11 protein-coding genes and 1 pseudogene are annotated in these 11,887 nt (G+C 66.1%); 4 read left to right on the plus strand and 8 right to left on the minus strand.

Annotated features, from left to right (window positions below):
* Positions 1-15: 15 nt before the first annotated feature.
* Complete coding sequence (locus B3098_RS06600; protein WP_286893211.1) at positions 16-609, minus strand: sigma-70 family RNA polymerase sigma factor; 594 nt, start codon at positions 607-609, stop codon at positions 16-18.
* 352 nt (positions 610-961) lie between these two features.
* Between B3098_RS06600 and B3098_RS06605 the strand changes: the two are divergent.
* The 3 genes and pseudogenes from B3098_RS06605 to B3098_RS06615 all read left to right on the plus strand — a co-directional run.
* Positions 962-1,357: pseudogene (locus tag B3098_RS06605) on the plus strand (D-alanine--poly(phosphoribitol) ligase); the annotation flags it as partial.
* Complete coding sequence (locus tag B3098_RS06610; RefSeq protein ID WP_175122853.1) at positions 1,354-2,028, plus strand: alginate O-acetyltransferase AlgF; 675 nt, start codon at positions 1,354-1,356, stop codon at positions 2,026-2,028. The pseudogene B3098_RS06605 and the gene B3098_RS06610, both read left to right, overlap by 4 nt.
* A gap of 10 nt (positions 2,029-2,038) precedes the next feature.
* Positions 2,039-3,169 (plus strand): acyl-CoA dehydrogenase family protein, encoded by a 1,131-nt coding sequence (locus B3098_RS06615; protein WP_286893216.1) that lies wholly within the window; start codon positions 2,039-2,041, stop codon positions 3,167-3,169.
* Between the two features lie 64 nt (positions 3,170-3,233).
* On the opposite strand, the gene B3098_RS06620 is transcribed toward B3098_RS06615, so the two are convergent.
* The 5 genes from B3098_RS06620 to B3098_RS06640 all read right to left on the minus strand — a co-directional run bounded on the left by B3098_RS06620 (position 3,234) and on the right by B3098_RS06640 (position 7,600).
* A complete protein-coding gene (locus B3098_RS06620) occupies positions 3,234-4,235 on the minus strand; it encodes a DUF4434 domain-containing protein (RefSeq protein ID WP_349677729.1) in 1,002 nt (333 codons plus the stop codon).
* 3 nt (positions 4,236-4,238) lie between these two features.
* Complete coding sequence (locus B3098_RS06625) at positions 4,239-4,652, minus strand: YidB family protein (RefSeq protein WP_175122855.1); 414 nt, start codon at positions 4,650-4,652, stop codon at positions 4,239-4,241.
* A 141-nt stretch (positions 4,653-4,793) separates the two neighbouring features.
* Positions 4,794-6,047, minus strand: a complete 1,254-nt coding sequence (locus tag B3098_RS06630) for a lytic murein transglycosylase (RefSeq protein WP_286893221.1) — start codon at positions 6,045-6,047, stop codon at positions 4,794-4,796.
* Positions 6,044-6,760 (minus strand): MOSC domain-containing protein, encoded by a 717-nt coding sequence (locus B3098_RS06635; protein ID WP_286893222.1) that lies wholly within the window; start codon positions 6,758-6,760, stop codon positions 6,044-6,046. The genes B3098_RS06630 and B3098_RS06635 overlap by 4 nt, the downstream gene beginning before the upstream one ends.
* Before the next feature lie 15 nt (positions 6,761-6,775).
* Positions 6,776-7,600, minus strand: a complete 825-nt coding sequence (locus B3098_RS06640) for a ferritin-like domain-containing protein (RefSeq protein ID WP_279973185.1) — start codon at positions 7,598-7,600, stop codon at positions 6,776-6,778.
* Positions 7,601-7,696: 96 nt separating this feature from the next.
* Here B3098_RS06640 and B3098_RS06645 point away from each other — a divergent pair, with 96 nt between their 5' ends.
* Complete coding sequence (locus B3098_RS06645) at positions 7,697-8,830, plus strand: GNAT family N-acetyltransferase (RefSeq protein ID WP_286893225.1); 1,134 nt, start codon at positions 7,697-7,699, stop codon at positions 8,828-8,830.
* A 27-nt stretch (positions 8,831-8,857) separates the two neighbouring features.
* On the opposite strand, the gene B3098_RS06650 is transcribed toward B3098_RS06645, so the two are convergent.
* Positions 8,858-9,328: a DUF1854 domain-containing protein gene (locus tag B3098_RS06650; RefSeq protein ID WP_286893227.1), complete on the minus strand. Its 471-nt coding sequence runs from the start codon at positions 9,326-9,328 to the stop codon at positions 8,858-8,860.
* Positions 9,329-9,349: 21 nt separating this feature from the next.
* Positions 9,350-11,635: an ABC transporter ATP-binding protein gene (locus tag B3098_RS06655; RefSeq protein WP_286893229.1), complete on the minus strand. Its 2,286-nt coding sequence runs from the start codon at positions 11,633-11,635 to the stop codon at positions 9,350-9,352.
* Between the last annotated feature and the right edge of the window lie 252 nt (positions 11,636-11,887).

Consider the following 11,887-nt stretch of genomic DNA (forward strand, 5'->3'; position numbering starts at 1 on the left):
GGAAATCCCAGCCCGTCATGCCGAACCGGTCCCCACGGGAGCGGCCGGATGCACAAGGATCGGAGGCGCGTTGGCCACCGACCGCGCCTCCAGCATCAGGCAGTGCAGCATGGCCTGGGCGACATACTTGCGGACCATTCGGGTGGACACACCCAGCTCCTGCGCCACTTCCTTGTCGGACATCTCGCATGCGACCGCCATGACGAAAGCATTGGCGGCTTTGACGGGCATGCTGCGCAGCATGCCGTCGATTTCCAGCAGCGCCTGGATGACGATCACCTGATGTTCAGCCGACGGCGCCACGGCCTCGGGCCGCGCAGCCAGTTCTTCCAGCCACATCTGCTCGATCTGGCGGCGCCGCCACAGGTCCACGCACATGCCGTTGGCCATGGCGCGCAAATACGCCCGAGCCTCGGGAGCGCTGTCGAAGCGGCGCGGCTTCTGGATAAGGCGCACGAAAGCGTCGTGCGCCAGGTCGGCCGCGTCACACGAATTGCCCAGGCGTCGGCGCAACCACCCATGAAGCCATCCGTGATGGTGGGTGTACAGGGATTCGATTTGTGAGGACGACGCGTCGCTGGCCACGGCGGTAGAAGGACCTCGGGCCATCCTGGGACGCCCGGAAATCTAAATAAGAATTACTCGTGATTATCCGCACAACGGCCCCGTTTTGCAACGCGGCATTTCCGTTGGCGCGAATCGGCGCGTTTAAAGCCCGGCGTTCATAACGGAAATTTATTGTTTCGTGCTTTATCTTGGCAGTTGTAACGGCCACAGGTGAATTGACCCCAAATTCCGGATGAAACCTGCATCTCCCCTGTGATGCGATCGCGCGAAGCGATGTTCCGCGACTCGGATGATGCCCGGAAAACTTGACATATTTCGACACATATTACGAATGCTTTCAGGAAAAATAGCGGCCAGAAAAGCCACCGGCGCTAGGGGCCACACCGTCACCTTCCGCGGCCGCATCGACGATCAGATCAAGCTGCATGGTTATCGCATCGAACTGGCGGAGATCGACGCGGCCATCGCCGCCCTGCCTGGCGCGCGTGCCGGCGCCACGGTGGCGCTGCGGCGGCCCGATGGCGCTATCGTCAGGCTGATTGGCTTTGTCGAACCCGCCGCAAACGACCAGCGTACGCGCTCCCCTGCCCCCGGCCTGCAACCGCTGCCCGCTGATCTGACAGACTGGAAGGTCTCGCTGGGCCGGCGTTTGCCGCCGTACATGATTCCGTCAGAACTGGTGGCGTGCCCGCACTTTCCCACCACCAGCACGGACAAGGCGGACCGCAAGCAGCTCGAACGCCTGTATCTTGAAACGCGCCTCAGCAAGAAACCGGAGCCGCAAACATGACTCGCACAACCTTTCGTCTTGCCCTCGCCCTGACGCTGGCGGCCTGCTCCGCCAGCGCCGCCGCCGAAGGCGTGCTGGCGCAACTGTATGCCGCCCGCCCGCCGGCAGGTTCCTCGTTCGTGCGGGTGGTCAATCCGCACGTGAATCCGCTGCAGGCGCAGGTCGCTCAGGGGCCGGTCCAGGAGATCGGACCGGACCGGCAGGCCACCACCTACGCCATCGTGAAGGGCAATCAGCCCTTCGACGTGCGCATCGACGGCAAGCTTGCCGGCACGCTGCAGGTGGCGCCCGATACGTTCAGCACGCTGGTGCCGCGGCGTGACGGCGGCAGGCTGTCGTTCAGCGTCATCGACGACAACGCCGGCGCGCAGGACGCGCTGAAGGCCGAGCTGCGCTTCTACAACCTGGCGACGGATTGCCCCGCCGGGCAGTTGTCCGTCAGTCCGTCCGGCCCGGTCCTGTTCAAGGACGTCGAGCCCGGCGCGTCCGCCGCGCGCGCGATCAATCCGGTCAGCGCAACGCTGGCCGCCGGCTGCGGCACGGCCGCGTCGCAGGCGCTGCCGCTGCCTGCCTTGCAGCCGGGCGACCACTACAGCCTGTTCCTGACCGGGACGCCCGAGGCCCCCGTGCTGCGTGGCCAGACCAGCGGCACGGACGCGTACAAGAAATAGGGAGGCCACCATGCGCCGCGTTTTCCGGGACGACCACGAACTCTTCCGCGACCAGGTCAAGCGCTTTATCGAGAGCGAGATCGCGCCCCGCTATGCCGAATGGGAAGACGCAGGCGTGACCCCGCGCGCGCTGTGGCGGCGGGCCGGCGACGAGGGGCTGCTCAATTGCGCGCTGCCGGATCCGTATGGCGCGGGCGGCGACTTCGGGCATTCGGCCGTGGTGATCGAGGAGCTGGCCCGCGCCAATTACCTGGGCATCGGCTTTTCGATCCACTCCGACATGGTCGCGCCGTATCTGCTGAACGTCGGCACCGACGCGCAGCAACAGCGCTGGCTGCCTGCCATGGCGCGCGGCGAGACCATCGGCGCCATCGCGCTGACCGAGCCGGACGCAGGCAGTGACCTGAAGGCCGTGCGCACGCGCGCGCGGCGCGATGGCGAACACTTCGTGCTCAATGGTCAGAAGACCTTCATCACGAACGGCGTGAACGCGGGCCTGGCCATCGTACTGGCCAGCACCGATCCCGATCTGGGTGCGCGCGGGCTGTCGCTGTTCTGCGTCGAGGAAAACCTGCCGGGTTACACGAAGGGCGCGCCCCTGCACAAGATCGGCCAGCACAGCCAGGACACCTGCGAACTGTTTTTCAACGACGTGCGCCTGCCTGCCGACTGCCTATTGGGTCCGCTGAACAATGCGTTCGAGATCATGACGCGCGAGTTGGCGCGCGAACGCCTGGCCATTGCGCTGCGTGCGGCGGCGTCGCAGGAAGGCATGCTGGAACAGGCGGCGCAATACACGCGCGACCGCAAGGTGTTCGGGCGCCGCGTCATCGACTACCAGAACACGCGCTTCAAACTGGCGAATGCGCGCGCGCAGAGCACGATGCTGCGCGTCTTCCTGGACGATTGCCTGGCGCACATGATGGAAGGCGAGCTGGACGCGACGACGGCGGCCATCGCCAAGCTCAATGCGACGGAAATGCAGGGCCGCATTCTGGACGATCTGCTGCAGCTTTATGGCGGCTCCGGCTACATGGCGGAATACGGCATCGGCCGAGCGTGGGCCGACGCGCGCGCATTGCGCATCTTCGGCGGCACCAACGAGGTCATGCTGGAAATCATCGGCCGCAGCTTCAACTGACGCGGTGCGCCTGGCGCCGCGCATTCCAGAGGCGCACTGCGGGGCCGCGCAGCCAAAGCGAACTTCAGAGCCGGGCGTCCATCCAGGCCTGCATCAGCGCACGCGCCTCCGGCGTGTCGTCGATGACCCACGGGTCCAGCGCAAACGCCACGATGCGCTTGGCGCCGTAGCCGCGCGCCACCTCCCACTGCTCACGCACCCGCTCAAAATCGGCGGAGCGCGCCTTGAAGGTCGAGCCATCGGTGGCGCCCGACGGCAGTTCCTCGAACAGTTCCAGGATCAGGTCGAAAGACGCGTGGCGCGCCAGCAGCATGTCGTGGAGCGGTTCCAGCGCCCGCAGGTTCTCCAACCCGGCCACGCCGACGCCGTCCTGGATCATGGGGTGTATGCCCACGTGGTCCAGAACATGGCTCCACAACTTCATCAATGACCCGTCGCCCGGCAGGCGGCTGTGATACGTCGAGATGCACGGCACGCTGCTGCTGGTCTCTTGCGCCGCGCGCGACAACGCGTCCAGCCATGGCACCAGCAGCGCCTGCCGATCGGCGGACGCCCAGTTGTACTGTTCCAGTTCGTACGGCAGATACCATCCGCGGAACGCGCGCCGCTGATTCCAGCCGGACTCCCGCATGTACGTGGCGCCGCGTTCGCGCGTCTGGTCCAGAAAGGCGGCCAGCGCGGGCGTGTCGGCGCGGGCCAGCACGTCCCACCAGCGCTGGTCGTACGGCAGGCCCACGTGGATGCCAATGCCCTGGTGCGCGGCTTCGTCGAACAGGGTCGCAAGGAGCGCCCCGGGGGCCATCCAGTCGTGCGGCCGCCCGCCTTCCAGTCCGGTCCATTGCAGGAAGATCTCGCGGCAGCCCAGCCGCCGGAAGCTGCGCAGCCGCTGGCGCCAGTCTTCGGGCGTCAGGTCCGCGTGGCTGCGCCAGAGCTGCAGGAAGGTGGCGTTCAGGGAAAGCGGCGGCGAACATGCCGCCAGCGGCGCCAGGGCGCTTAACGCCAGCGCCTGAAAGAGGCGCCGGCGCAGGGGGGATTTGAGCTGCGGGGGTATCAGGGGACTGTCCAGCCTTTATCCGCGGTTGCCGAACATGCCGGACAGCGAGCCCAGCAGATCGGCGGGGTTGAATGGCTGGCCGGGCTGCACCGCGCCTTCCGGCGTGGCCTTGTCGACCAGTTGCGGCAGCAGGGCCGACAGCGAATCCAGCACGGAAGTGGTGTCCTGCCCCGTCTTGGCCGCCAGTTCGTTCACGACGCCGGGATCCAGCACGGAACCGAGCTGGTCAGGGCTGACGGGCAGATTCTGCCCCGTGCCCACCCAGGACGCCACCACTTCGCCCAGCCCGCCCTTCTGAAAGCTGGCGATCAGACCGGTCAGACCGCCCGGATATTTGTTCAGTTGCTCGATCAGCGCAGGCAGCAGCGAGGCCGAACCGCCCTGCTGACCACCGCCGGCCATCGAGGCCAAAGTGTCCAATAGACTCATTGCCGCGCTCCTGAAAAAGTGGGGAAATCAGTATAGGCCGATGAAAAGCGCGGTGCGCGGCAATGCTGTTGCCTCCCGCGACGACTTTGCAAAAGTTGTAAATCGCGCGGGCGGCTCATGCTTTTGGATAGGGCTTTCGGTTCATCCCTTCGGCGTGGCTGTCGACGTCCTGAGCGCCTTAAGTGCCTTCTGGCCGGCGCGTCCGTCTGGCGGCAGGCCGAGTTCGCGTTGGGCGGCCTGCAAGGCCTGGCGCGTGCGAGCGCCGATCATGCCGTCGGGCTCGCCCAGTTCATAGCCCCGCGCGATCAGAAGCCGCTGCAGTTCGCGCCTTTCGGCGCGCGACAGCCCGGGATCGTCCGTGGGCCAGGCCTGGATCAGCGGGCCGCCGCCGCGCAGGCGGTCGGACAGATGCGCAATGGCCAGCGCATAGCTTTCGGCGGCGTTGTAGGAATACAGGGCATCGAAATTGCGCGTCACCAGAAACGCCGGACCGTTGCGGCCCGCCGGCAGCAGCAGACCCGCCGGCGTATCGCCGCCTGGCAGCGCCTGTCCATCGGCGCGCGTCACGCCCTGTTTCACCCACGACGACATGGGCCGTTTGTTCTTGCGGCCCGCGCCGGACGTGTCCAGCTTCGCGGGCAACCTGACCTCGTAGCCCCACGCCAGCGCCGGGTTCCAGCCCGCGCGCTTCAGGAAATTCGCCGTGGATGCCAGCGCGTCCGGCACGCTGTCGACCAGATCGCGCCTGCCGTCGCCGTCAAAATCCACCGCCAGCCGCAGATAGGTCGACGGCATGAACTGTGTCTGGCCAAACGCGCCGGCCCACGAGCCAACCAGGCGCTCGGGCGCGATGTGTTCGTCCTGGATGATCTTCAGCGTGGAGAAGAATTCGCCCCGGAAATACGCCTGGCGCCGGCCATAGCACGACAACGTCGACAAGGACGTCAGCAGCGGCCGTCCGCCCAGCGTGCGGCCGAAGTTGCTTTCCACGCCCCAGACCGCGGCAATCGTGGCCGGGTCCACGCCATAACGCTGCGACGCCCGGTCCAGTTCGGCCTGCCACCGCGCCATGCCGGCCTTCCCATCTGCCACGCGCTCGTCGTCCACCAGGCCCGCCATGTAGTCCCAGATGGGCGTCTTGAACTCCGGCTGCGCGTCCAGCAGGTCGATCACCGCCATGTCGGGTGCGAGGTTTGCGGTGTGCGTGTCGAACGTCGCCGCCGACACGCCGGCCTTCAAGGCGGGCGCGCGCAACTGCGACAGGCAGGCGGCAAAGTCGCCGGCGGCCAGCGCCGGCGGCACCGGCACAATCAGCGCGGCGGTCGTGATCGCGGCGGCGGTCAACGCGCGATTTACAGGAGTGTTCGACCGCGAGCGGCGCAACAGGGATTTCATGCTTGGGATTCCTTGGGAGGGGCGATGGCGGCATCGCCTTGCAGGCGCCGCGTCCAGTCTTCGACTTCGCCGGCGCGCGCGCGCTTTTCAAAGAGCGCGCGCCAGTTCGGCGACAGCTCGGGCAGCGCGGCCAGCGCGTGCAGCACGTCCGGGTCCAGCACACGGCGGTTCAGGATGTCCTGCACCCGCGCCAGCGACCATTGCGGATGCAGCCGCTTTTGCAGCGTCAGCGAGTCGCCGGGCGCCAGCCAGCCGGTCTGCAGCACGCGGTAATACCAGCCCGTCATGCCGCTGGCCTGTACCTGCGCGGCCATGCCCTTGTGCTGGAACCGGTGATCCAGCTTCCAGCACGGCTGGCGCGCCTGCGATACCTGGATCAACGCGGAGCCCGCGCGATAGACGTCGCCCACGCACACGTCGTTTTCGGTCAGGCCGGTGGTGGAAAGGTTCTCGCCGAACGCGCCGGGCGCGCGCAGCACCGCGCGTTCGCCCAGCGTCTGCAGCCAGGCGGGATAGTGGTCGCGCGCGTAGTGGTGCAGCGCCTTTTCCGGCCCGCCGTGAAAGCGCCGGTCCGCCTGCGCGTCGCCGTCCAGTCCTTCCAGACCGAGCCAGCGCCGCTCGGAGACCGGGTGCTTGTCGATGCCGCTGTCGCGCCCCGAATCGCCCAGCGGCCGCACGGCGCCCGTCAGCAGCGCGTCGATTGTGATGTCCATTTTCCCGTCGTCCCTTCAGCCGGCCTGCAGCGCGGCAAGCTCGTCGTCGTCGAATCCGGCGGCGCGCCGCGCCTCCAGGTTGAAAGGGCCGCGCAGGCGCGGCGCCTGATAGCGCGCCGCCAGTTCGGCATAGCAGGCCACCGGCTCTTTGCCCGCCTGCGCGCACTGCTGCTTGTACCAATGGTTGCCGATGGCGACGTGGCCGATCTCGTCGCGCAGGATGATGTCGACGATGGCGGCGCTTTGCGCGTCGCCCGCGCCCGCCAGCTTGTTGCGGATCATCGGCGACGCATCCAGGCCGCGCGCTTCCAGCGTGCGCGGCACGAGGGCCAGGCGCGCCAGCAGGTCGTCCTGCGTGCGCTCGGCCATATCCCACAATCCGTTGTGCGCGGGGAAGTCGCCGTAGGCATAGCCCAACGTGTCCAGGCGCTGACGCAGCAGGTCGAAATGCAGCGCTTCTTCGCGCGCCACGCGCAGCCAGTCGCGGTAGAACGCCTCGGGCATGCCTGCGAACCGCCACATGATGTCCAGCGCAAGGTTCACGGCGTTGAATTCGATGTGGGCCAGCGCGTGCAGGAGCGCTGCCCTGCCTTCCGGCGTGGCCATGGACCGCTGTCTGACCTCGCCCGGCGCGACCAGTTCGGGCCTTGCGGGGCGGCCGGGCAGTCCCGCGACGGGCGCAAGAACGCGCTCGCAATCCAGCCGGGCGTCGTCGGCAATGGCGCGCACGCGCGCCAGCTTGTCGGGCCATGCCGTGGCGGCAAGCGCCGCCAGCGCCTGCTCGCGCAGGCCGTGCGCATCGTCATCCTGCCCGCCGGGGGCAGTCTTGCTGCTGTCCATATTGCCGTCGTTCCCGGGCGCCGCGTGGACGCCTCAAATCCCTGTCGTTGCCATGGCTTGCACGCCATGCGCTGCCGAAGACTTTATCATTCGCGGATGGATCCCCTGCGCCTTACCTTGGAAACCGATCTGTCCCGCATCGACGCCCGGCAATGGGACGCGCTGGCCGGAGACCAACCCTTTCTGCGGCACGCCTTTCTGCTTGCCCTGCACGACACGGGCTGCGCGTCGCGCCAGACGGGTTGGGCGCCCCATTTCATGGCGCTGTGGCGCGACGACGTGCTGGCAGGCGCGGTGCCGCTTTACCTGAAGTCGCATTCGCGCGGCGAGTACGTGTTCGATTACGCGTGGGCCGACGCCTTCCAGCGGCACGGCATGCGCTACTACCCCAAGCTGTTGTCGGCCATTCCGTTCACGCCGGTCACCGGCCCGCGGCTGCTGGCCGCCAACGACGAAGACCGCGCAACGCTGGTGCGCGGCCTGGTGGCGTTTGCCGAAGAGGTCAACGTGTCGTCGTTGCACCTGCTGTTTCCGGCCGACGCCGACGTGCGCGCGCTGCGCGAGGCGGGCTTCATGATCCGCGAGAGCGTGCAGTTCCACTGGACCAACGCGGGCTACGCCGACTTCGACGCATTCCTGGCCACCATGAGCCATGACAAGCGCAAGAAGATCCGCCAGGACCGCAAGAAGGTCGCCGCCGCGGGCCTCACCTTCCGCTGGCTGCGCGGCGCCGAGATCGGCGCGGAGGAACTGGAATTCTTTTACGGCTGCTATTGCCGCACTTACTTCGACCACGGCAACCCGCCCTATCTGAGCCGCGAGTTCTTCGAACAGGCATACTGCGACCAGCCCGATGCCTTCGTGCTGATCCTGGCCGAACGCGACGGCGTGCCGGTCGCGTCGGCGCTCAATCTGGCGGGCGGCGACGCGTTATATGGCCGGTATTGGGGCGCGACGGAATACGTACCGGGGCTGCACTTCGAGACCTGCTACATGCAGTCCATCGCCTATTGCATCGCGCATGGCATTGCGCGCTTCGAGGGCGGCGCGCAGGGCGAACACAAGATGGCGCGCGGCCTGCTGCCCACGCCGACGTGGTCAGCGCACTGGGTGGCGCATCCGGGGTTCGCCGAGGCGATCCAGAACTTCCTGGATGAGGAAACCGCCGCGGTGACGGACTATCTGGGGGAACTGGAATCGCACACGCCGTTCAAGGGGCGGGGTGTCTGACACCGGCGTTGTACGACCGCCTTGCCGTCAGAGAAAGCGGTCCAGCAGCTTGCGGCTGTGCTTGTCCAGCGACTGGATGTCGCGCACCAGATAGAAGATGCCGTGGTTGTCGGCAACAAGCAGCGTCTGGGCGGACAGGCGGCGGATGTCTTCTTCGCCGCGTAGCGTGAACGACGTTGGACCGCGGTCGGTATCCACCTTCCAGACGCTGGGCGTGGCGTAGGTGGACACGCTGGAAAGCTTGCAGATTTCGGGCATGAACTCGCGGCTGGCGAGTTCTTCTTCGATCAGCGCACGCGGCTCGGCGGGGACGTCGGACAGATGTTCGATCCACAGCAGCTCGTGCCCGTCGCTGGTCACCAGCGACAGTCCGCGTCCGGCCTCGCTGATCGGAAAGGCGCGCACCGGGATGACACCTTCATGCGATTCGCCGTCGGCCGACTGGAACTCCAGGCGTCCGAAGGCATTGCGGCGCAATTGAAAGAACGGCAAGGTCATGGCGAGAGTTCCGTTTCCGCGTCAGGCCACGGCGGCCATGTCTTCGCTGCCCGACGCCTGGGCGTCGGCTTCCGCCTGGCGCGCCTGCGCCTGATACAGGCGATAGTAGGCGCCCTCGCGGGCCATCAGTTCTTCGTGCGGTCCCTGCTCCACGATCTGGCCGCGGTCCAGGACCACCAGCCGGTCGGCCTTGCGCAGCGTGCTCAGGCGGTGCGCAATCGCGATGGTGGTGCGGCCGCGGACCAGGTTGTCCAGGGCCTTCTGAATTTCTTTCTCGGTCGTGGTGTCCACCGACGACGTCGCTTCATCAAGAATCAGGATGCGCGGGTCGATCAACAGGGCGCGCGCAATCGAGATGCGCTGGCGTTCGCCGCCGGACAAGGCCTGGCCGCGCTCGCCCACCAGCGAGTCGTAGCCGTGCGGCAGGCGCAGGATGAATTCGTGCGCATGCGCGGCGCGCGCCGCAGCCACGATCTCGTCGCGCGTGGCGTCCGGCCTGCCGTAAGCAATGTTCTCGGCAATGGTGCCAAAGAACAGGAACGGCTCCTGCAGCACCAGCCCGATATTGCGCCGGTAGTCGGCCACGCGGACCGAACGGATGTCCGCGCCATCCACCATCACGGCGCCTTCGGATACGTCGTAGAAACGGCAGATCAGGTTGATCAGCGTGCTCTTGCCCGAACCGCTGTGGCCCACGAGCCCGATCATTTCGCCCGGGGCGATCGACAGATTCAACCCGCGGATGACCTGGCGGTTGCCGTAGCGAAAGCCCACGTCGCGCAGTTCGATGCGGCCGTTGATATGCGGCAGCTTGGCGGGGTTTTGGGGTTCCGGCACGCTGGACACGTGGTCCAGGATGTCGAAGATACGCTTGGCGCCAGCGGCAGCCTTCTGCGTGACCGACACGATGCGGCTCATGGAATCCAGGCGCATGTAGAAGCGCCCGATATACGCCAGGAACGCGGCCAGCACACCCACGGTGATCTGCTTTTGCGACACCTGCCAGATGCCGAAAATCCACACCACCAACAGGCCAACTTCGGTCAGCAGCGTGACCGTCGGCGAAAACAGCGACCACGTCGTGTTGACGCGATCGTTCACTTCCAGGTTGCGGTTGTTGGCTTCGCGGAAACGCGCGACCTCGCGCTTTTCCTGCGCAAATGCCTTGACCACGCGAATGCCGGGAATGGTGTCGGCCAGCACGTTCGTTATCTCGGACCAGATGCGGTCGACCTTTTCGAAGCCGTGCCGCAAGCGGTCGCGCACCGCGTGGATCATCCAGATGATGAACGGCAGCGGCACCAGCGTGACCAGTGCAAGCCACGGATTGATGCTGATCAGAATGACCGCCGTCATGGCGATCATGAGAATGTCGGTGGCGAAGTCCAGCAGGTGCAGCGACAGGAATACGCAGATGCGGTCGGTTTCGCTACCGATGCGAGAAATCAGATCGCCGGTGCGCTTGCCGCCGAAATACTCAAGCGACAGTTGCTGCAGGTGCGCGTAAGTGGTGGTGCGCAGATCCGCGCCGATGCGTTCGCTGACCCACGCCAGAATATACGTGCGCGCCCAACCCAGCCCCCACGCCAGAATGGCCGATCCCAACAGGCCGCCCAGATAAAGCCGCACGAGGCTGTAATCAATGGGCGCACCGTTCTGGAACGGGATCAGCACATCGTCCATCAATGGCATCGTCAGGTACGGCGGCACCAGCGTGGCCGCGGTGCCGAGCAGCGTCAGCAGAAACCCGGCAAACAGCGGACCGCGGTAAGGCCGCGCAAAACGCCACAGCCGCAAGAGCGCCCAGGTGGTCGACGGCGCGGCCTGTTCCTGATTGCACGTCGGGCATTCTTCCTCGCCCGCGGGAATGACGTTATTACAGATCGTGCAGGTGCGTTCTTCGAGCGCTTCGGCAGGCTTGCCCGACAGACGAATCGACTGCTGCGTTTCAAACTGGGCCATCAGCCGCAGCGCCGCGGGATTGCAAGCCAGCGTGAATCGCCAGACGCCCAGACGGCCGGTGTCGTCGTGCAGCTCCAGCACGGCGGCGCCAGCATGATCGCTGAGGGATAACTTCAATTGAGGGCCGTATGGCCAGGATTCCCAACCGGAATCGTCGGGAAGGCGGGCGATCAGCCGTTTATCGGTCACGGCGACCAGACCCGGCTGGAATTTCAAACGCTGATCGAGGTCTATTTCGACCCAGGCCAGAAGGGTTTCGTCATCCGCCACTTCGGTGCGGATTTCATCCCGCCAGCGGGCAGGAAATGCGTCGGCAAGGCCGGAAAGCAGGTGTGGTTTTTTCATTGGAACGCATACCGGGCCAGGACTCTGCCCTACTAGGCGGCAACCGGTTTGACGCCATCGGCGGCAAACGTGTCCCTTCCTTACAACACAACGAGTTCACGCCATGAAGGCGTCGTATAGTATCAGCCGATTTTTCTAATTAGGAACATCTGGGATCCCCCACTCGTTGGCATTATTCTTAAGGCGCAACCCCAATAAGATCGCGGTCTTGCATAGGGGCGTCCGCGCGTGCCAACCTGCTTCTCGAGCGAA

Source organism: Achromobacter sp. UBA2119 (assembly GCF_002331005.1).
GTDB classification, from domain to species: Bacteria; Pseudomonadota; Gammaproteobacteria; order Burkholderiales; family Burkholderiaceae_B; genus Achromobacter; species Achromobacter animicus.